The organism is Caulobacter sp. GW821-FHT09A05 (assembly GCF_059418465.1).
Genome location: NZ_JBWKPX010000001.1, coordinates 109,313 through 129,531 on the forward strand (window position 1 = coordinate 109,313; position 20,219 = coordinate 129,531).

Below are 20,219 nucleotides of genomic sequence, written 5' to 3' on the forward strand. Positions count from 1 at the left end.
CTCAAGATCCGCGCGTCAGCCAGTCGACGGCGTTGGCCAGCCAGCGCCGCTGCAACGGGCCGGCCATGTCCGGCAACCGATGCACCAGCACCCGCATGCCGTCCCTGCGCGCGATGAAGCTGGCCGCGCCGTTCCTGCGGTCATGGTCGCGACTGTAGGCGGCGATCACCTCGACCCCGGCCCTTTCGCCCTTCGGGCCATCGATCAGCAAGCCGTTGGACGGTTGCCCCTCGACCTGGTGCAGCACGCTCAGGCCCCGGTCGACCGGCAGGCCGGCGAAGGTGGAATGGGCGCGGACATAGTTCCAGTTGCCCATCCAGGGCGCGCGCAGCCCGCCCACCTGGCCGGCGTAGTCGAACAGGCCCAGGCCGGACAGCTGCCTGGCCACGCCCTCGGCCAGGCCGTCCTCCTGCACCATGGCCAGCAGCGGCGCGCCAGCCTTGACCGCGGCTAGGACCTCGGACGGCAGCTCGCCCAGGATCACGACGGGCTTGTCGCCCTTCTTGGGCTGGGCCTCCAGGCCGGTCTGTTCCCCGACTTGGCGGCGGACGATCTCGTCGCTCTTCAGGCCCGAGGCGATGATGCCGTCGTAGCGGACGCCCGGCTTGAAGTTCTCGAGGACGAGGCCCGGCACGGCCGCCAGCTGGTCGCGCAGGCTGCGGGCGACGCCCGAGACGCCGATGCGCGCGACCTTGGCGGGCTTGGGTCCTGGCCCGGTCACCCAGATTTCGCGGTCGGAGACGATGTCGCCCAGGGCGATGCGGATCAGGTTCAGCCCCTCGCGCCGCAAGGCCGGGGTCCGCACGCTCTCGACGACCAGATAACTGAAGCGGTCGGGCGACTGGGCCGGGACCGGCCAGCGGCCCAGGGTCTCGACGCTTCCGTCCGGTCCGACCAGACTGAGCGCCATCTCGCCCGACACGGCCTTGCCGGTGTCGTTGAGCAGATAGAGATCCAGCTCGGCGCTGTCGCCCATGGCGTAGGCCAGGGCCCTTGGCTTGGCGATCGCCAGCACCGGTCGCAGGCTCTGGCTCAGCAGGGCCGGATCGGCCTTGAAGCCGCGCAGGTTGTCGACGATCCCCGAATGGTTCTCGATCGCGGTGCTTTCCCAGCCGGAGATGGCGGCCACGTCGACGGTGTCGCCGATCCGGATGTTCTCCAGATACTCGCGCCAGGCCTCGTAGGCCTTGCGGCCGACCGACAGGAACAGGCTCTCGCTGGTCGGGAAGGCCTTCTGGAACCCCCAGCGTTCGAGATAGCCGTTGGTCGAGGCGACCACCGCCCTGTGGTCCTCCAGGTCGTAACTCTTGCCGCCCTTGGCCAGGATTTCCACCACCATGGCCGAGTGGTTGTCGGCGACGGCGCAGCCCTGCATCTCGCCGAACTCGACGATGAACGGCTTGCCGGTCTGGCGGTGGATATAGTCGTCCTTGCCCTTGTAGAAGCGGTCGTACCACTGGTCGCCGGCGCCCTGGTGGTTGACCCACCAGCCGCCCCACTCGTCCTTGTCCGAACGCCAGTAGCGGTCGTCATAGGGCAGGTACAGGGCCTGGGCCGCGCCCCGCGCCACGAAGCCGTCGTTGAGGATCACCGTGCGGCTGGGATCGACGTCGTGGATCGCCTTCAGCACCGCCTGGACGTCGGGATTGGCCAGGTTGGCGCCGATCTCGTTCTGCAGGGTGTACTGCACGAGCGACGGGTGCGAACGGAAGGCCTGGGCCATGGCCTTGCACTTCTCAACCATGAAGTCGCGGCTGAAGGCGTCGGCGGGCGACAGGGTCTCGCCGGGCTTGAGGTCCCTGCCGATCGCGTGGCGGCCGCCGCCGGGCTCCATCACCCGCAGCAGGCCCATCTCGTCCATGGCCGCGAGCACCTCGGGCTTGCCGACATTGCGGTGGAAGTGGAGCGTGTTGAGGCCCAGGGTCCGGGCCGAGTTCACCTCGCGCCGCGCCAGTTCCGGCGTCGGCCACAGGCCGTTGAAGCCCCAATAACCCCAGGAGATCGCCGAATACAGCCGCACCCGCCGGCCGTTCAGGCGCAGCAGGGCGTCGGTCCCCAGGCCCTCGGGCGCGAACCAGCGGAAGCCGAAGCGCACCTCGCACGCGTCGACGGCGTCGCGCGCCTCGGCCCAGCGGAATCGCAGGCGATGCAGGTTGGGCGTGTCGAGATCCCACAGCCTGGCGCCGGGCGCATGAACCGCGAACCGTGCGCGCAGGCGGCGGTCGTCGAGCCGCTCCAGGGCTTCCAGCCGGACGTCGGCGGCGACCGGCTGGCCCGCCGCGTCGACCAGAGCGGCCGAGGCCTTGGCCTTCAGGCGGTCGAGCCCGCCCTCGGGCGCGCCCCGCTCCAGCGCGATCTCCATGAAGGCGGTGACGCGGCGTGGGTCGGGCGTGTTGAGCACCCAGGCGTCGTCGATGCGCGCGGCCAGCGGGTGGACGCTCAACGTCAGACCGCGATCCAGCCCGCCGAAGCCGTGCGACGCGAACAGCTTGGCCTTGCCCCAGGTCATCGTCGTGGAGTCGCGCCAGTCGAACCGGCCGCCGGGATTGGTGATGCGGATCGCCAGGCGGTTGGACTGGCCCGGCCGCATGGCGCCGGTCAGGTCGCAGTCGATCGGGAGCTCCGATAGGATCGAATAGCCGACCAGTTGCTCGTTCAGGAACACCTCGGCCCGCAGCCGCGCGCCGCGGATGTTCAGCCTCACCCGCTTGCCCTTGGCGGACGCCGGGATGTCGATCGCCTTCGACCACCACGACACGCCCTTGTAGGCGCCGTATTGCGGCACGTCGTCGTCCTCAGCGTAGCGGTATTCGTCGGCGCCGTAGGGCCGCGCGCCGAACTTGCCCCAGAAGTGCTGCTCGACCGTCGTCGGCAAGGTCACCGCCACCGCGTCGGGCGAGGACAGCGCGCCCCAGCCGCCGGTCGGCGGGTTGACCGGCAGCGCCGCCAGGTCGAACCGGCCAGGCAGGTGGATGTCGTCGTCCTTCCAGGACGCGGCCGTGTCGATCCACAGGCTCCAGCCCTCGTCGGCGATGGCCAGCGGGTTGGTCCCGACGGCGTTCGCCGGTTCGGGCCTCAGGACCTCAGCCAGGCTGGCGGCCACGCCCAGGCCGCCAGCGGCGAGCAGGCTTCGTCGGTCTGGGCGCATCATCCGGCTCACTGGGCTTGGATTTCGATCAGGTCTTGGAACGGAGCGTCACGGGTCACGGACGCCACCCGTCTGGTCCGGCCAGGAACGCGTCGCGCGACCAGGCCTTGGCCTCGTCCGCCGTCAGCTGGCGGCTGCGGGGCTCGCGCGTCCGGGGACTGGCCCCCTGCCCCGTGGAGGCGAACTCGGCATAGGTCGCCGTGTTCAGGGTGTCTGTCTTGCCGGGCGTCCATTCGCGCCAGCCCTCCGGATGCAAGGCCGCGTCGATCCGGGCGCGTAGAAAGACGACGGTCGCATAGGGCCGCCAGGCGCGGCCGAAATAGAGGGCTCCCACCTTAGGATCGGCGGTGATGCGGCAGCGGTCGAAGACATAGGCGCTGTCCTGGTCCGGCCTGGACTTGCTCTGGGCTGTGATCATCACCGTTTCATGGGCGATCCCATGGATCTGGCAGCGGTCGAAGAAGGCCTTGGCGTCGCCGAAGATAAAGTCGACATGGCCCTCGACATAGCAATCCTTGAAGTACTGACGGCTGGGCGCGCCCTTCTTGCTGGCGGCATAGAGGGTGTCCTGCGCGCCCAGCAGGCGGACGCGCTCCAGCACGGCGCGGTCGGCGGTGATGGCCAGGGCCACGGCCTGGGACGGCCGGGCGTCCTTCAGGTGATAGTCGTTCTGAATGGTCAGGTTGCGGGCCCGGAAGCCATCGCCCGACACGTTGACCGAGGCCGACTTGAACGTGCCGCCCGCGGTGATCGCGCCGTCGCTCCAGACCAGCACCACGTCCCGCGGACGCCTGCCCTTGCCGACCAGGCGGACATTGGGCTTGGCCACCTCGAGCTTCTCGCGATACTCGCCCGGCGCCAGTTCCAAGGTTCCGCCGTCGGCCGGCAGGGCGTCGACGGCGGCCTGGACGCTGGCATAGGCGCCGCCCTTGCCGACCCGCAGGGTCGTGGCTCCCGCGTCGAGGCCGACCGCAAGGGCGGCCAGGCCGCAGAGGAAAGCGATCAGCCTGGCCACGCTCAGGCTTTCCGCAGGACGCCGTCGCGCGACGTCAAGCGAACGCGCTGGCCCTTCTTCATGTCGAGATCGATCGCCGAGGCGCCATAGCGAACATGGTGGCGGCCATCGGCGGCGGCGGTGAGCACCGCCGCCTCCAGCTTGCCGCGCGTCCAGGTCACGTCGACGCCGACCGCCCCCCGGGCCCGCAGGCCCGTCAGCCGTCCGGTCGGCCAGGCCGACGGCAGGGCCGGCAGCAGCAGGATCTGGTCGTTGCGGCTCTGCAGGATCATCTCGGTCATGCCCGAGGTCCCGCCGAAATTGCCGTCGATCTGGAACGGCGGGTGGGCGTCGAACATGTTGGGATAGGTTCGTTCGGGACCCAGCAGCAGCGACAGGATCCTGTGGGCCCGGTCGCCGTCGCCCAGGCGCGACCACAGGTTCAGCCGCCAGGCGATCGCCCAGCCGGTGGAGATGTCGCCCCGGGTGTTCAGCGACACCTTGGCGGCCTGGGCCAGTTTCGGCGTGGTGTCGATGGCGATCTGGTCGCTGGGGAAGACACCGTACAGGTGCGAGACGTGGCGGTGGTGGATGTCGCCGGCGTCGGCGTCCCAGTCCTCCTGCCACTCCTGCAACTGGCCGTCCTTGCCGATCTTGTAGGGGGCCAACTTCTCCCGCGCGGTCGCCAGTTCGGCGCCGAACGCGGCGTCGGTCCCCAGGATGGCGCCGGCCTTGATGCAGGCGGTGAACAGGTCGCGGATGATCGCCTGGTCCATGGTCGGGCCGGCGACCAGGGACGAGCCGTGGCCGTGGTCGTTTTCCGGCGAGATCGACGGGTTGGTCACCAGCTTGCCCGACTTGGGATCGACCACCAGGGCGTCGAGGAAAAACAGCGCCGAGCCGCGCATCAGCGGATAGACCTCGGCCAGGTAGGCGCGGTCGCGATTGTAGTCGTAATGGTCCCACAGGTGCTTGCAGAGCCAGGCCCCGCCCGTCGGCCAGACCCCATACACGGCGCCGTCGATGGGCCCGCTGGCCCGCCACAGGTCGGTGTTGTGGTGAACCACCCAACCGCGAGCATTGTACATCACCTTGGCCGTGCGGGCGCCGGTGACCGACAGGTCACGGACCATGGCGATCAGCGGCTGCACGCACTCGGCCAGGCCGGTCGGTTCCGCCGGCCAGTAGTTCATCTCGGTGTTGATGTTGATCGTGTACTTGCTGCCCCAGGGCGGCGAGGTCTTGTCGTTCCAGAGGCCCTGCAGGTTGGCGGCCTGGCCACTGGGACGCGAGCAGGCGATCAGCAGGTAGCGGCCGTACTGGTAGTACAGCGCCGCCAGGGCCGGGTCGTCGGTGGTCTGCGAGGCCTTGATCCGCTCGTCGGTCGGCTTCAGCGCCGCGGCGGTGGTTCCGAAGTCGGCCTCCACGCGCCGGAACAGGGCCCGGTGATCGGCCTGGTGGGCCGCCAGCAGGGCCGTCCACGACTTGGCCGAGGCCTTGGCCAGCACCGCCTGATTGAGCGCCGTGGGATCGCCGCCCACGTCATCGAAGCGGCGGTAGCTGGTGGCGGCGGCGATCAGCAGCAGCACCTCGTCCGCCCCCGCGACCGACAGCACCCCGTCCCTGGCGCCGAGGGTCCCGCCCCTGTTGATCACCTGGACGCGGCACTCGAACTTCAGCCGGGCGGCAATCCCCTGCTGGCTCTCGTTGGCGCCGGCCAGGACCAGGGTGTCGCCTCCCTCGACCCTGGAGACGGGCTTTGAGTTCAGCGGGCTGTCGAAAGCCAGGTCCACGGTGATCGCCCGGCCCTTGTCGGCGCTCAGCCGCACGGCGATCACCCGGTCGGGATAGCTGCCAATGACCTGACGGGTGTAGCGGGTTCCGCCGAGCGCGAAGCGGGTCGTGGCGATGGCGCCGTCCAGGTCGAGTTCACGGACATAGTCGACCGCCTGGCCGCCGAGGCCCGCAAAGGCCAGCTTCAGGTCGCCGATCGTCTGGTACGCCATCTGCCGCTTGGGCGTGGCCATGAAGCGGGCCTCGGCCACCTTGGTGGCCTTGGCGTAGTCGCCGGCGTCGATCAGCGCCCGAATCTCCGGCAGGGCCTTCAGCGCCTCGGGATTGGCCGGATCGTAGGGGCCGCCCGCCCACAGGGTGTCCTCGTTCAGCTGCAGCCGCTCGGCCGCCACGCCGCCGAACACCATCGCCCCCATGCGGCCCGACCCGACCGGCAGGGCTTCCACCCATTCCTGGGCCGGCTGGCGGTACCAGAGCCGCAACGGCGAGGCCGGAGCGGCCGTCGCCGGCGCCAGGCCGCCGGTCGCGGCTCCGGCCGCCAGGGCCAGGGTGGTTCTACGGGTCAGGCGCACGGCGAAAGTCCTTGTGATGCAAACTACGGGATAAGGAACCTGCGCAGGACCGGGACGGCCCCGGCGAGATCAGCCGTGACCATGGTGGCGAAATAGTCGGCGCCTGTCTCGCCGAGATGGGTGTAGTCGAACGACAGCTTGGCCTGGCCCATCGGCTCGACGGCGGCGTTGTTCTGCCCCGCATTGGCGGGGCCGGCGGGAGCGACCCCGGCGCTGGCGGCGACCGTCGTGCCCGTGCGCGCGGCGGCCAGCACCTCGGGCGATGGCGGTTTCTGGGCGAAGCGCGTCGCCTCGGCCGCGCCCATGGCCTGGACGGCGGCGGCGCTGTCGGCATGCAGGTCGACCAGCGGCGTCCCGGTCTCGGCGGCCACCTTGCGGACCGCCTCCGCCCAGGGCCCCAGGTCGTCGACCAGCTTGCCGTCCTTGAACTGCCGGCGGGTCAGCGGGGTCACTAGCACGGGCTTGGCGCCGGCGGCGCGGACGTCCTCGACATAGAGCTTCATGTTGGCCGGGAATTCCGTGGCCAGGTCCGTCGACCGGCCCGGCTTGCCCGGCTGATCGTTGTGCCCGAACTGGATCAGAACATAGGTGTCTTTGAAGCCGCCCGACCTGATCTCGTCCATCGCCAAGGCCCACGAGCCTTCGGTCCGGTAGTTGCCGCTGCTGCGGCCGCCGCGCGCCAGATTGATGCAGGCGGCGAACGAGGTCACGTGCTTGGCGCAGAAGCTGGGCCCCCAGCCGCCCTGCACGGCCGTCGTGGAGTCGCCGACCAGCACGATCTTGATCGCATTGAAGCGCGGCGGCGGCGCGGCGACCGGCGTCTGGGCCCGGGCGCCCGCGACGGCGGTCAGGACGCCGGCCGTCAGGCAGGACGCGAGGACAAGGGCTCTGAAACGCATCCGTCGTCTCCCGAAAGGGAACTGAAGAAAGGTGGCGGACGACCGGGAAGGCCAGCCGTCCGCCGAAGTCGCCGCGGGAGGCGGCTTGACGACCGCGGACGCCGGCTCGCCGCGCGAACCGACACCCCGCGGGTCGGCCGTGATCGCCCGGCGCGAACGCCGGCCGACCACGGCCGAAGGGGATCAGTACTTGTAGCGAATGCCGATCCGGTAGTTCGGACCCGTACCGCCGTAGGACTGGATGACCGGGTCGGCGTAGCTGAACCGTTCGGCCATCTCGTTGGTGATGTTCAGCGCCTCGAAGGTGATGCTGACCTGCTTGAGCGGCTGGTAGCGCATCGAGAAATCGACGTTGGTGGTCGACTTGGCGCCGTTGAACTCGTTGATCAGCGGGCTGTCGCAGGCGGAGCCGTTGGCCTGCAGCCCCGGATCACAGTTGCCCGCCGTGATCGGGTAGGTCGTGTAGTACTGGCTGCGATGCGCCACCGAAACCCGGGCGTTGAACTTGTCGGTCTCGTAGTAGAGCGTGAAGTTCACGCCCTTCGGCGAGGCGCCCAGCCACGGCCCTTTGCCATAGACCGGCGCCTTGGTGACCGCGCCGGTGGTGGCGTTCACCGAGCCCGGATCGAGGATGTAGGTCAGCTCGGTGTCGAGCTTGGTCATGTTGAACTGGACGCCCAGGTTCTTGAAATACCAGGGCAGGAAGGTCAGGTCCTGCTGGTAGTTGAATTCCCAGCCCTGCAGGACGCCGCCCGGCGCGTCGCGGACCTGGCGCGCGAGCACGGGATTGTCGGCGTCGATATAGGCGCGGCGGAAGACGTCGCCGCCGGTCGCGCCCGGGAACTGCGCCTTTAGCTGTTCGATCGCCGCCGGATCGAGGAAGTCCGACAGCGGCGCCTCGTAGAAGATCGTCTGCGGATACGAGGCGATGTCCTTGCGGAAGTAGCCCAGGCTGATCAGGCCGCCCGGCGTGAAGTACCATTCGGCCGCGATGTCGTAGGCCTCGCCGCGGAAGGGCGAGAGTTTGGGATTGCCCACGGTCAGCGTCGCCCCCGTGCTCGAGCCGTCGCTGGGAATGCTGATGCCGGTCACCGCCGGCGACAGGTTGCCCAGCAGCGGCCGGGCCATGACCTTGGCCGCCGCGGCTCGGACGTAGAAGTTATGGAAGGCCTCGAACGTCACGTTGCCGGCCGGCAAGGTGTCGTCATAGCTGTTCTTGCCATAGATCGCCCGGCCGGCGGTGGTTTCGCCCTGGGAGTCCACGGCCGTGTGAGCCTGGCGGATCCCGACGTTGCCCGACAGCCGGCGGCCGTCCAGGACGTCGTAGTTGAAGTTGAACTGGGCGTAGTAGGCCAGGTTCTCCTCGGTCACGCCGAACGAGGTCGAGCGGTTGCGCTTCCGGGTGATGCGGAAATCGCCGTACTTGTTGATGCAGTTGCAGGTGAAGCCGAAGACGTTGTCGAACGCTTCCAGGCTGGGCGCGAAGAAGCTGGTGGTCGTGCCTTCCGGTACCTCCAGGCCCTGGCCGAACTCGATGACCTGGCCCAGCGACGCGATACTGACCCCGGCCTCCTTCTCGGTCGGGTTCAGGATGTCGCTGTTGCGCTCGAACTGGTTGGTGGTGAACTTGAACCTGCGGCCCGTGCCGCCGAACTTGATCGTCCAGTGGTCGTCCACCTCGTAGGTGAAGTCGGCCTTCAGGCCCTTGTAGGTGTTGACCGTCTCGCGCTCGTAATTGCGCATGGCCGAGAAACCCTTGACGATCCCCCACTTCTTGGGATCAGCGGCGTCGAAGCCCGCGTCGAACCTGGGCATGCCGGTCGCGCCGCGCTCGTCGAAGATGAACGGCTCAGGGGCGTCCATGTAGTTGAACTCGACCAGGGTGCCCTGGTTCTTGTTCGTCGATTCCGACAGGCCGGCGCTGAACTGGCCCCGGAACCGGTCGCTGAACTCGTGCGTCAGGTCCAGCGACACCTGGCGGAAGTCGGTGGTGTAGGCGCCACGGTCGGCGGCCGAGCGCCAGTCGACATTGCCCAGCTTCAGATATTCGGCGTTCTGGCCCACCACCTCGGCGTCGAGCAGCTTGACCGACGGACGGCCGATCAGGTCGCCGCGGAACGGCAAGGACGAGCCCGGGCCGGCGTAACCGGGCGAGGCCGGGTTGGTGTAGTACTCGTACGGATCCAGATTGTACGGGTTGTAGCTGAAGCTGTAGCCGCTGACCGGCGCGGTCCCGTTCAATGACTGGCCGCAATCCTGGCCGGGGTTCAGTTCGGTTTCCTCCGCGAAGGTGCAACTGCCGGGATAGAGCGCCCGGCGCTGGGCGGCGGTCATGGCCGTGCCGTTGCGGGCGGTCGCGGTGGGCACGTTGGCCCCATAGGAATAGCTGGCGTTGGTGTTGTTGCGGTTCAGGCCGACCGGCGAGAGGCCGTAGTTCGTGGTCACGCTCTTGAAGCGCGAATAGAGCGCATCGACCGTCAGCCGGGTGCGATCGCTGATCTGGACCTGGAACGCGCCGGTCAGGCCCAGGCGCTCGGTGTCGACGTCCTTCTGGTTCAGCGTCGGCAGGGCCGGGAAGCGGATCAGCGAGTCGTTGCAGCCCGCCGTGGTCGGGGTCAGGGACGCCACCGGCTGGGCGGCCGTGGCGGCGCAGTTCGGATAGAGCTTGGCGTAGGCGGCCGGATCCGAACCGGTCATCTCGGCATAGGCGTCCGGATTGGCCAGCGGGTTGTAGTAATTGGCCGGATTGGCCTTGTAGGCGTCGAGCGCGGCGCCGGTCAGGTTGGTGGGGATCAGGGCGCGGAACACCGTGCCGGTCGGCGCGGCGAAGCCGGCGCGGCCGGGCAGCTCGTCGCCGGTCCAGGTCGAGCCGCGATAGGTGTAGTCGGACGATCCGCCGCCTCGGCCATAGTTGTCGTCGACCGACTTGCGCTTGGCGTAGGCGCCCGACAGCAGCAGGCCCACCTTGCCGTCGAACCAGCGGTCCGACGCCAGGACGGTCAGGCGCGGGCTGTGGGTCTTGCCGTTCTCGTAATAGGAGTCCTCGGCCGAGGCCGCGAAGGCGCGGCGCTTGTAATCGAACGGCTTGCCGGTGATCAGGTCGACCGTGGCGCCCAGCGAGCCCTCGTCGGCTTCGGCCGACGACGACTTGCGCACCCGCACCGAGCTGAACAGCTCCGAGGCGAAGGCGTTGAAGTCGAAGGCCCGCGAGCGGTTGGGGCTGGCGCCGGCGTCGTTGTTGGCGCCGGTGGACAGCGCCTCCATGTTGTTGATCCGCACGCGGCTGAAGTCGCCGCTCAGGCCGCGAACGCTGATCGTGCGGCCTTCGCCGTTGTCACGGTCGATCGAGATGCCGGGCAGGCGCTGCAGGGATTCGGCGAGGTTCGAATCCGGGAAGTCGGCGATGTCCTCGGCGTTGATGGCGTCGAGCATGACGTCCGAGGTCTTCTTGGTCTCCATCGCGCTGCGCAGCGAGGCGCGATAGCCCGTGACGACCACTTCCTCGACCACGTCGGGCCCGCTGGCGGTCGCCACGGGGACGTCCTGGGCTTGGGCGCCCCCTGCCGCGAGGCCGATTGAAAACGTGGCAGTGAGCGCCGCCGTCAGCGCCAGGCGCGACGTGTCGCGCAGCAGGGCGCAGGTGCGCGGATGCATGGACGTGGTCATGGACTTTTCCTCCCCAGTCAGTCCCGGGCGGTTCGTGACCGCCTTTCTCCTTCCGGCCTTTTGTCACCGGTGTCATAAGGATAGACATGGCGATAACCGCGAGAAAAGAGGAAAAGTTAGCGCTATCATGTGAAAAACGTTGAATATTTTTCCCTTGCGAAGGCTGACTGAGAACGACGATTTCGACCCACCGATCCGCACAAGAAAGTTCGGATCAGCCGCATATTTTTCGCTTTCGGTTGATCGCGGCCCCGTTCCCTCCCATCGTCGCCGCCTCAAGAAAACGACCGACGTGACTGGGGAGCACCGGTGTTCGAGGCGAAGACGCCCAAGCTTCGAATCGTCAAGCCGAGCGGCGTCGAGCCTGGCGCCGCCAGGTCAGGCGGCGCGGGAACGGGCCGATGGCGTGATCGTCCGTCCTATTCGGCGACCTACGCCCGCGAATGGCGCGACGTGTGCGCCTTCCTGCGCGCGCGGTTCGGTCCGGGACCGCCCGACCCCGAGGACGTGGCCCAGCAGGCCTTCTTCAAGCTGGGCGAGCTGGAAGGCGCCGAGCGGATCGAGAGTCCCCGGGCCTTCGTGTTCCGCGTGGCGATCAACCTGATGCTGGACGAGCGCCGCAGCCAGGCGCGTGTCAGCCGCACCCTGGACGCCTCGGCCCCGCTGCTGGCGATCGACAGCGAGGAGGCCCCCGACCTGGAGCGCAGCCTGATCGCCAAGCAGCAGATGGGCCTGCTGGAGAAGGTCGTGCAGGGACTGCCCGACCGGCACCGCCGGTACCTGCTGGCCAACCGGCTGGAGGGCCAGAGCTTCGTGGCGATCGCCGAGCGCTTCGGCGTCTCGCCGTCGCTGGTGCGCAAGACCGTCGAGGAGGCCTTGGCCGTCTGCCAGCGCGCCCTGATCCATGGAACCGCCGACTATCGAGGACTGTCGCGTGAACGAAGCCGTCGATCCTGACTCGCCGCTCGGCCAGACCGCTCGTGCCTGGGCCCTGGCGGTGATGGGCGAAGACTTCCCGCCCGAGCGCTCGCGGCGGTTCGGCGCCTGGCTGGACGCCGACCCACGGCACCGTCACGCCTATGAACAGGCCGAGGCGGTCGTCATGATGCTGGGCGCCCTGCGGACACCGACGGCCGTCGAACCCGTCCGGCGCCCGGCGGCGCGATGGCGCGTCCCGGCCATGGCCGCCGCCGGCGGCCTGCTGGCGGCGTGCCTGGCCCTGGCCGTCCTCGCCCTCCCCGGCCCGGCCTACGAGACGCGGCCGGGCGAGAGCCGTCAGGTCGCGCTGAGCGACGGCAGCCAGATCATCCTCGCCCCCGCCTCGCGCCTGCGCGCGGCCTCGCGCTGGCGGCCGCGCACGCTGTCGCTGGAGCGGGGTGAAGCCTTCTTCGTCGTCGCCCACCAGAGCGGCCAGCCGTTCACGGTCCAGGCGGGTGACGCGCTGGTCCGCGTCGTCGGCACGCGCTTCAATGTCCACCGCGGCGTCGGGCGCGCCATGCGGGTCGAGGTCGAGCAGGGCGTGGTCCAGGTCTCGGATCCACACAGCCAGGATCGCGCGGTCACGCTGCACGCCGGCCAGACCGTGGTCGCCGATGGGCGCGGCCTGACCGTCGGGACGCTGGCCCAGGCGGACCTGGCCGGCGCTTGGCGACAAGGTCGCCTGGCCTATGACGACGCGCCCCTGGCCGAGGTGGTGGCCGACCTCAACCGCTACAGCCAGCGGCCTCTGGCGATCGGCTCCCCCGCCACCGCCCGGCTCAAGGTCACCGCCGCTTTCGATGTCGCCCAGGCCGACCGCTTCGTCGCCGAACTGCCGCGCGTGCTGCCCGTGCGCCTGACCTCGGACGGTCGCGGCGGCCGGATCCTGGTCCCCGCCGATCCGAAACGCGCGCCGGAGCCTCATGCCCCGTGAGGTCCGCGCCGCCGAGCGCGGCCTTCGGCTGACCTGCCTCGCGGCGTTGCTGGCCGGGAGCCTCGCGCCGACAACGGTCCGGGCCGCCGCGACGCGCCCTGTCGATGTCCCCGCCCAGCCTCTGTCGACCGCCCTGCTGGCCCTGTCGCGCCAGACGGGGGCGATCATCATCGCGCCGGCCGGCCTGGTCCGGGGCCGCGCGGCGCCGGCCGTACGCGGCCGCCTGGAGCCGGCCGAGGCGGTGCGACGCCTCCTTCGCGGCTCGGGTCTTGGCCTGTCGGTCAGCGCCGACGGGGTGATCAGCATCAGGGTCGTCGCCCCGCTCGCCGCAGCTCCGCCCGCCCGCCCCCGGCTGCTGCCGCCGGAGGACAGCGAGCCCGCCGCCCTGAGCACCGTGCAGGTCGTGGCGCGCGACCTCGGCGGCGAAGCCCTGCGCATGAAGCGCCTTTCGGCCGACGCCAGTGACATCCTGCTGGGCGACGACCTGCGCGGCCTGGCCGATCCCAACCTGGGCGGCGCCATGCAGTTGCTGCCCGGCGTCGCGGTCACCAACGACGGCGGCGAGGGCCGGCAGGTCAGCGTGCGGGGCGTGGGCAGCGAATTCACCCGGGTGCGCATCAACGGCATGGAGACCCTGGCGACGTTCGGCGGAACGAACGCGGGCGGCGGCACCAATCGCGGTCGGGCCTTCGACTTCAACGTCTTCGCCGCCGATCTCTTCGACCAGATCCGCGTGCGGAAGACGCCGTCGGCCGACGTCGACGAGGGCTCGCTGGGCGCCACTGTCGACCTCCAGACCCGCTCACCCCTCGACGGACCACGCTCCCGGGTCCAGCTGACAGTCGAGGGCGCGTACAATTTCGGCGCCGACAAGGCGGTCCCGCGCCTGTCGGCCATCGTCTCTCGCCGCAGCCGCGACGACCGGTTCGGCATCCTGGTCTCCGCCGCCTACAGCAAGCGGACGGTCGAGGACGTCGGCGCCAACGCCGGGCAGTGGCAGGCCGGCGACACGGTCTATCCTGGCTTTGGAGCCTCGGCGCCGGGCGCGCCCGACCTGGCCGTGCTGAACGCCGCCCTGCACCCGCGCATCCCCCGCCTGGAGGTGTTCCGGATCGAGCAGGAGCGCCTGGGCCTGACCGGCGGCCTGCAGTGGCGACCGTCCGACCGCACCCAGGTCGCCCTGGACGTCCTCTATTCCGAACTGTCCTCGGAACGGCGCGAGGACCTGCTGGAAACCTTCACGCTCCGCACGGCAGGGCCCTGCCGCACGCCGCTGAACGCCGACTGCGGCATCGCCGCCGTCAAGGTGCGGGACGCCACGATCATCACCCCGCGACCGGGCCTGCCGGTGCTGATCGCCGGCACGTTCGACAATGTCGACGTCCGCGCCGAGTCGCGGCTCGATCGGCTGAAGACCATCTTCCGCCAGACCACCCTGTCGATCAGCCAGCGCCTTTCGGACCGGCTGACCCTGAAGGCCCTGGCCGGCTACAGCCGCTCCGATTTCGGCAATCCGCTGCAGGCCACGGTCCAGCTCGACCAGTACGACGTCCAGGGCTTCACCTACGACTTTCGCGACCGCCGGCGGCCGCTGATCGGCTTCGGCTCGGCCGACCTGACGACGCCGACGAACTGGACCCTGGCCGAGCTGCGGTCCGAACCCAACTGGGTCGACAACAGCTTCAAGACCGTCGGCGCCGACTTGGAATGGACGCCTCGCGAGGGCCTGACGCTGCGGGGCGGGCTGCAGCACAAGACCTATGTCACCGAGGCGACGGCGAAGGGGCGGTCCAACGGCTCCATCGCCAACCTCAACGCCGACATCCCGCCCGAGTTCGCGACGATCCCGCCATCGACCTACCTGCGGCAAACCTGGTCGAACCGCTTCGCGACCGCCGCCGGCACGCCGGACGCCTGGCTGGCTCCGGACGTCGCCAAGGCCTTCGCCCTCTTCCAGGCCGCCTGCGCATCCAGCGCTTGCGACTCGTTGGCGTTGGGCCCCGAGCCGCTTCTGGGCCTGAACTATGGCGTCGAGGAACACGACAGCTCCGCCTACCTGCAGGCCGCCTTCACCATGCCCTGGCCCTGGTCCCCGCGCGGCGACCTGGGCCTGCGCTACGCCCACACCCGCCAAGCGTCGCGCGGGTACACCATCGACCCCGACGCGTCCGGCTTCGTGTCCCCGGTCACAGCGACGCGGGCCTACGACGACCTTCTGCCGTCGTTCAACCTGGCCCTGGAACCGCGGGAGGATCTGCTGCTGCGGTTCGCCGCCGCGCGGGTGATGGCGCGGCCGGACCTGCGCAGCCTGCGCCCCGGGTTCAATATCGCGACGGGCGGCTTGCGGGCGGTCTCGGCCGGAGACCCGTTCCTGCGCCCCGTGCGGGCCGACACCCTGGACGCCGCCGCCGAATGGTACTTCGCGCCCGGCTCGATCCTGTCGATCGCCGCCTTCCACAAGACGATCCGGTCCAACGTCCTGACCACCGCCACCGCCCCGACGGTGTTCGCCGACAACCCGTTCGGTCTGCCCGACAGCCTGGCGGTGATCGCCTGCGGACGACTGCCAGGTTGCGCGCCGGAACTGCCGATCTGGCAGTTCCTGAACCGGACCGATCGCGGCGGCGGTCATCTGGACGGGCTGGAGCTGGCGCTTCAGGCCCCCCTCGACCTGGCCACGCCGGCCCTGCGCGGCTGGAGCGTCCGCGCCGGCCTGACCTATACCCGCTCGCGCATGCGCTTCTGGGGTCTAGACGGCGCGCCGTTCATCGCCCACGACAGCCTGGGCTCGCCGCGCCTCGTAGGCACGATCTCCACCGCCTATCGCCGCAAGGGCCTGGACCTGCGCGCGACCCTGTCCCACCGCGGCCGCTACCTCACCGCCATCCCGGCTCCGACCGGGGCCGATGTCGACGGCGTCAACGGCTACACCAGCCTGGACCTGTCCGCCCGCTACCGGCTCGCGCCCGGCTGGTGGCTGACGGCGGCGGGCGGCAACCTGTTCAACGCCGCCCAGCGCCAGTTCTCCGACACCAGCGGCCTAGCGAACTACCAGCACCACACCGGTCGCGAAATCCGCATGGGGCTGGAGATGCGGTACTAGAGCCTCGCGCGATGCGACGCCTTAGCGTTCCGGACCCGGCCGCGCGGGGTTGAAGCCCAGGGCCGTGCCGATCTCCAGGGCGGCGGCCTTGACCCGCGGGGTCAGCTCGACCATCCGCGCCTCGTCCATATACTGGGGCACGCTGGACAGGCTGACGGCGGCGACGATCGCGCCGCTGGCATCGCGGATCGGGGCGGCGATGCAGCGGATGCTGTCCAGGCCGTCATCGAGGTGCAGCGCGTGGCCGACCTGGCGCGCCGTCTCCATCTCGCGGAAGAACGCCGCCGCCGCCGGCGATCGCGGATCGTCGAGGAACAGTTGCGCCCACCGCTCGGGCGGCGCGTCGATCAGGAGGGCCCGGCCCAGGGCGGTGTCGCGGACGCGGTTGCGGTCACCGACCCGGTGGCGGACTTCCAGCCGCCGCCGCCCCGGCGCCTGGCCGACATAGAGGACCTCGTCGCCGGCGATCGTGCCCAGGTTGGTGGCGTCCTGGGTCTCGGCCGACAGTGCGGCCAGGACGGGCCTCGCCACATCCGCCAGCCCCAGCCGCTCGCGCGCCTGATGGCCCAGTTGCACCAGGCGCCCGCCCAGGCGGTAGTCGCGGCCCACCGCCGACAGCAGGCCGCGATCGACCAGGGCCGAGGCCAGGCGGTGGGTGGTGCTGCGGGTCAGGCCGACCCGCGCCTCGAACGCCTTCAGGCTATGGGCGCCCTCGGCGACGGCCTCCAGGATGTCCAGCGCCCGGTGCAGGGTCTGGCTGGCCCGATCCGAGACGGCGGAGGCTTGAGGCGCGACTGTATCTGACAAGGGGGCATCCTATCCCGAACACGCTCCTAGATAGCATCGGAACGCCGATTCCGAAGATCCCTCGTGGCGGATGCGGAATCGAAATCTTCGAGCCGGCGGGCAAGCTGGACGCTGGGAACGCCCACCTCTCCGATCGGTTTGACTGGGGCAGACATGGAGGAAACCAATGTCCAAAGCCCCGCCCATTCCGCCGGAACAGCGCGCCTTCACGGGCCAGAAGCCGGCGATCGAAGGTGAAGGCGGTCGCGACGACCTGCAGTCGCCCGACCCCGGCAACGCCGACGTGAACCTCAAGGCGCAGGGCCGTCACGGCAACCTCGCCCAGAACACGTCTCACGCCGGCAACGTACAGGATCGTTGACCATGCCCGACAAGAACCCCGCCGCCGACCGCTGGGGCGGCCCCGGCGCCAGTCACGAGAACGCCAAGTCGCCGCACCCCGACCCTACCGTCAAGGATCCGGACGATCCGGATCGCTACAGCCGCCACAGCAAGGTCTCCGGCGGCGGCGGCGAGTCCGACGTGCATCACGCCCACGACCCGGACCGCAAGGACGACTTCCAGGCGAACGACGCCCAGAAAAAGAAGCATTGAGCTTCACAGGGACACCGCTCATCCCGGCCGAGGCCGGAATGAGCGGTGGTTCCTAGGCCGCCCGGCTCATCTCCGGCGCGAACTCCGGATAATAGCCCGCCATCATCCGTTCGGCGTAGCCCACCAGGTTGGGCAGGCTCTCGGCGCGGCGGCGCAGCGGCGAGTCGAAGAACGGCGTCAGGATCTGGGCCAGCATGGCGAAGGTGATGGCGTCGACGCTGGTGGGCCGGTGGCCCATCATGAACGACTTGTCGCCCAGCATCTCCGACAGGGCCGTCAGCGACCAGGCGCCCAGCTCCACGATCTCGTCCGGCGCATGACGGCCGATGCCGACCGCCTTGAGGGTGGTCTGCACCGTGCCCAGCAGGCCGTCGATGGCGTCGGCCCGCGCCTCGCCCGGCAGGCCGTCGAACCAGCGGGCCGGCCCCTTGGCGAAGTTGGCGTCGTCGAAGAACCGGAAGTGGCAGCTGGCCCAGCCCAGGTGGTTCTCGACCATCCGCTCGATCGCCCAGGCCTGGCCGCGCTGGGCCTTGCTGAGGCCCGCGTCCAGGTCGACGCCGTAGCTGCGCTCGACATAGGCGCGGATGAAGGTGGAATCGGCGACCTTGACGCCGTCGTCGTCGATCCACGGCAGCTGCCCCTTGGGCGAGGTCTCGGGATGGGCCGGGACCTTCTGGTACCAGAGGCCGGCCATCTTCAGGTGGATCTCGGTCTTGGTGACATAGGGGCTGCCTTCGGGGAGGCCGAAGGCGGGTCCGGCGGCGTAGAGCGTGATCATGGTGGTCTCTCCCTGCTGAGCCGCCGTTCGATGTCCCTCGAAGACCTCGTGTTGCGACAATCGGACGCTACCGCCATCCTGCTGCCAGCATGCTGTCAGCATCGGTCGAGCAGAGTGGCCCCATGAGACGCGCCGAACGCCTTTTCCAGATCATCCAGATCCTCCGCCGCAGCCGGCAGCCGGTGACGGCCGACGCCATGGCGGCCGAGCTGGAGACCTCCAAACGCAGCGTCTATCGCGACATCGCCGCCTTGATCGGCCAGAGGGCGCCCATCCGCGGCGAGGCGGGCGTCGGCTACGTGCTGGAGGCCGGATACGACATGCCGCCCCTGATGCTGACACCCGACGAGATCGAAGCCGCCGTGCTGGGGGCCCAGTGGGTCGCCGGTCGCGGCGATCCCGTGCTCGCCACCGCCGCCAACGACCTGATCGCCAAGATCGCCGCCGCCGTGCCCGAACAGCTGCGCCCCTACGTGCTGACTCCCGCCACGGGAACCGGCATGAACTGGAAGGCCCTGCCCGACGGCATCGACATCGCCCAGACCCGGGCCTGGATCCACGCCGGCCGCAAGATCCGCCTGGACTATCGCGACGAGAAGGGCGCGGTCAGCCAGCGGGTCGTCTGGCCGGTGACGGTGGGCTATCTGGAGACCGTGCGCCTGCTGATCGCCTGGTGCGAGCTGCGCAACGATTTCCGCAACTTCCGCACGGACCGCATCGAGGGCGCCGAATTCCTCGACGAACGCCACGGCCAGCGGCCCGGCGTGCTGCGGACGCGCTGGCAGCGGGCGCTGGAGGAGGAGCGCAAGCGGTGGCGCGATTGCGAGAAGCCGGCGGCGACCTGAAGCCCGCGCCTCCGACGCCGCCCGCACCGGCCTTCGCCAAGACGGACGAGCGACGGCCTCAGATCCCGTGCCGCTTGGCGAAGGTCTCGAACAGGGTCGGCCAGGCGGCGACCGGCTTGCCGTCGATCGAGCGCAGGCCAAAGCCATGGCCGCCCTCCTCGAAGACGTGCAGCTCGGCGGGGACGGCCTTGGCCTTCAGGGCGGTGAACATCATCAGGCTGTTGGCCACCGGCACGGTCCTGTCGTCGGCGGCGTGCAGCAGGAACACCGGCGGAACCCGATCGGTGACGTTCTGGTCGGGCGAATAGAGGGCGACTTGCTCGGGCGTCGGCGACGGGCCCAGCAGTTGCTTGCGCGAGCCGGCGTGGGCCGGCCCTTCCGCCATCGAGACCACCGGATAGATCAGGGCAGACAGGTCGGGCCGGGCCGACAGGTCGTCGGCGGCGTCGACGCGGTCATAGACCTTGGCGTCGAAGCGGGTGGTCAGGCTGGCCGCCAGGTGGCCGCCAGCCGAGAAGCCCATGATCGACACCCGGGCCGGGTCGAACCGCATCGCCGCCGCCTTCGACCGAGCCAGGCGCACGGCGCGCTGGGCGTCCTGCAGGGGCGCGTCCGGGCCCGCGCCCCAGTGGTCGCCCGGCAGGCGGTACAGCAGGACGAAGCAGGTGTAGCCGCGGTCGGCCAGCCAGCGGGCCGTCTCGAACCCCTCCTTGTCGCTGACCACGCGCTCGTAGCCGCCGCCGGGCATCAGCACCGCCGCCGCGCCGTTGGCGCGGGCCGGACGGAACACGGTCAGGGTGGGCTTGCGGGTGTGGGTGGTGGCGCGGTCGCGCAGGCCCCCGGGAACGGTGCGGTCAAGGACGGTCTCGACGGCCGTGACGCCGGCCGAGCCCGGCGGGTCGCCGGGCCACAGGGGCAGGACTTCGGTCGGGTCCATCGGGGCCTTCGCGGGCTGGGAGGTCTGGACGGTCTGGGCCGTCGCGGCGCCGGCCAGCAGCGATGTCAGCAGGCCGCCCGTCAAGGTGGCCAGTGTTCCCCGGCGATTGAACATGCGACCTCCCTAAGCGACGCGAAGGGACCCTAGGGCGGGGCTCCGGTCCCGGCAAG

Annotated in this window: 14 protein-coding genes; 6 read left to right on the plus strand and 8 right to left on the minus strand. The window is 70.0% G+C overall.

The window, feature by feature from the left end; genetic code table 11:
• Nucleotide 1: 1 nt before the first annotated feature.
• From AC07NX_RS00590 to AC07NX_RS00610, 5 genes are all read right to left on the minus strand, one after another.
• Nucleotides 2-3,148 (minus strand): sugar-binding domain-containing protein, encoded by a 3,147-nt coding sequence (locus tag AC07NX_RS00590; RefSeq protein ID WP_494638184.1) that lies wholly within the window; start codon nucleotides 3,146-3,148, stop codon nucleotides 2-4.
• Between the two features lie 55 nt (nucleotides 3,149-3,203).
• Complete coding sequence (locus AC07NX_RS00595; protein WP_494638186.1) at nucleotides 3,204-4,163, minus strand: pectinesterase family protein; 960 nt, start codon at nucleotides 4,161-4,163, stop codon at nucleotides 3,204-3,206.
• Nucleotides 4,164-4,165: 2 nt separating this feature from the next.
• A complete protein-coding gene (locus AC07NX_RS00600) occupies nucleotides 4,166-6,508 on the minus strand; it encodes a glycoside hydrolase family 95 protein (RefSeq protein ID WP_494638188.1) in 2,343 nt (780 codons plus the stop codon).
• Nucleotides 6,509-6,531: 23 nt separating this feature from the next.
• On the minus strand, nucleotides 6,532-7,407 hold the full coding sequence (locus tag AC07NX_RS00605; RefSeq protein ID WP_494638190.1) for a rhamnogalacturonan acetylesterase: 876 nt from the start codon (nucleotides 7,405-7,407) through the stop codon (nucleotides 6,532-6,534).
• Between the two features lie 183 nt (nucleotides 7,408-7,590).
• Nucleotides 7,591-11,073 (minus strand): TonB-dependent receptor domain-containing protein, encoded by a 3,483-nt coding sequence (locus AC07NX_RS00610; RefSeq protein WP_494638192.1) that lies wholly within the window; start codon nucleotides 11,071-11,073, stop codon nucleotides 7,591-7,593.
• 309 nt (nucleotides 11,074-11,382) lie between these two features.
• Between AC07NX_RS00610 and AC07NX_RS00615 the strand changes: the two genes are divergently transcribed.
• Genes AC07NX_RS00615 through AC07NX_RS00625 form a run of 3 tightly spaced genes read left to right on the plus strand, consistent with a single transcriptional unit; the run spans nucleotide 11,383 to nucleotide 16,088 of the window.
• On the plus strand, nucleotides 11,383-12,030 hold the full coding sequence (locus AC07NX_RS00615) for an RNA polymerase sigma factor (protein WP_494638194.1): 648 nt from the start codon (nucleotides 11,383-11,385) through the stop codon (nucleotides 12,028-12,030).
• Nucleotides 12,008-12,985, plus strand: a complete 978-nt coding sequence (locus tag AC07NX_RS00620) for a FecR family protein (RefSeq protein ID WP_494638196.1) — start codon at nucleotides 12,008-12,010, stop codon at nucleotides 12,983-12,985. Before AC07NX_RS00615 ends, AC07NX_RS00620 begins: the two co-directional genes overlap by 23 nt.
• The gene (locus AC07NX_RS00625) at nucleotides 12,975-16,088 is read left to right on the plus strand and encodes a TonB-dependent receptor (protein ID WP_494638198.1); all 3,114 of its coding nucleotides are present in this window, start codon (nucleotides 12,975-12,977) and stop codon (nucleotides 16,086-16,088) included. The genes AC07NX_RS00620 and AC07NX_RS00625 overlap by 11 nt, the downstream gene beginning before the upstream one ends.
• A 21-nt stretch (nucleotides 16,089-16,109) precedes the next feature.
• Here AC07NX_RS00625 and AC07NX_RS00630 read toward each other — a convergent pair whose 3' ends face one another.
• A complete protein-coding gene (locus tag AC07NX_RS00630; protein ID WP_494638200.1) occupies nucleotides 16,110-16,895 on the minus strand; it encodes an IclR family transcriptional regulator in 786 nt (261 codons plus the stop codon).
• A 166-nt stretch (nucleotides 16,896-17,061) separates the two neighbouring features.
• On the opposite strand from AC07NX_RS00630, the gene AC07NX_RS00635 reads away from it, so the two are divergent.
• Complete coding sequence (locus AC07NX_RS00635) at nucleotides 17,062-17,256, plus strand: hypothetical protein (RefSeq protein WP_494638202.1); 195 nt, start codon at nucleotides 17,062-17,064, stop codon at nucleotides 17,254-17,256.
• A gap of 2 nt (nucleotides 17,257-17,258) precedes the next feature.
• Entirely contained in the window at nucleotides 17,259-17,489 is a 231-nt protein-coding gene (locus AC07NX_RS00640) for a hypothetical protein (protein WP_494638204.1), read from the plus strand.
• 52 nt (nucleotides 17,490-17,541) lie between these two features.
• Here the strand turns inward: AC07NX_RS00640 and AC07NX_RS00645 are convergent, their stop codons facing one another.
• The gene (locus AC07NX_RS00645; RefSeq protein ID WP_494638206.1) at nucleotides 17,542-18,267 is read right to left on the minus strand and encodes a glutathione S-transferase family protein; all 726 of its coding nucleotides are present in this window, start codon (nucleotides 18,265-18,267) and stop codon (nucleotides 17,542-17,544) included.
• A gap of 122 nt (nucleotides 18,268-18,389) precedes the next feature.
• Between AC07NX_RS00645 and AC07NX_RS00650 the strand changes: the two genes are divergently transcribed.
• Nucleotides 18,390-19,112, plus strand: coding sequence for a helix-turn-helix transcriptional regulator (locus tag AC07NX_RS00650; protein WP_035071153.1), 723 nt, complete (start codon nucleotides 18,390-18,392; stop codon nucleotides 19,110-19,112).
• A gap of 58 nt (nucleotides 19,113-19,170) precedes the next feature.
• Here the strand turns inward: AC07NX_RS00650 and AC07NX_RS00655 are convergent, their stop codons facing one another.
• Complete coding sequence (locus tag AC07NX_RS00655) at nucleotides 19,171-20,163, minus strand: alpha/beta hydrolase (protein WP_494638207.1); 993 nt, start codon at nucleotides 20,161-20,163, stop codon at nucleotides 19,171-19,173.
• Nucleotides 20,164-20,219: the final 56 nt, after the last annotated feature.

Bases quoted from the DNA above. Each gene is read 5' to 3' on its own strand.
- AC07NX_RS00590 (WP_494638184.1), bottom strand. From the start codon at position 3,148: ATGCGCCCAGACCGACGAAGCCTGCTCGCCGCTGGCGGCCTGGGCGTG.
- AC07NX_RS00605 (WP_494638190.1), bottom strand. From the start codon at position 7,407: ATGCGTTTCAGAGCCCTTGTCCTCGCGTCCTGCCTGACGGCCGGCGTC.
- AC07NX_RS00610 (WP_494638192.1), bottom strand. From the start codon at position 11,073: ATGACCACGTCCATGCATCCGCGCACCTGCGCCCTGCTGCGCGACACG.
- AC07NX_RS00625 (WP_494638198.1), top strand. From the start codon at position 12,975: ATGCCCCGTGAGGTCCGCGCCGCCGAGCGCGGCCTTCGGCTGACCTGC.
- AC07NX_RS00635 (WP_494638202.1), top strand. From the start codon at position 17,062: ATGTCCAAAGCCCCGCCCATTCCGCCGGAACAGCGCGCCTTCACGGGC.
- AC07NX_RS00640 (WP_494638204.1), top strand. From the start codon at position 17,259: ATGCCCGACAAGAACCCCGCCGCCGACCGCTGGGGCGGCCCCGGCGCC.
- AC07NX_RS00645 (WP_494638206.1), bottom strand. From the start codon at position 18,267: ATGATCACGCTCTACGCCGCCGGACCCGCCTTCGGCCTCCCCGAAGGC.
- AC07NX_RS00650 (WP_035071153.1), top strand. From the start codon at position 18,390: ATGAGACGCGCCGAACGCCTTTTCCAGATCATCCAGATCCTCCGCCGC.
- AC07NX_RS00655 (WP_494638207.1), bottom strand. From the start codon at position 20,163: ATGTTCAATCGCCGGGGAACACTGGCCACCTTGACGGGCGGCCTGCTG.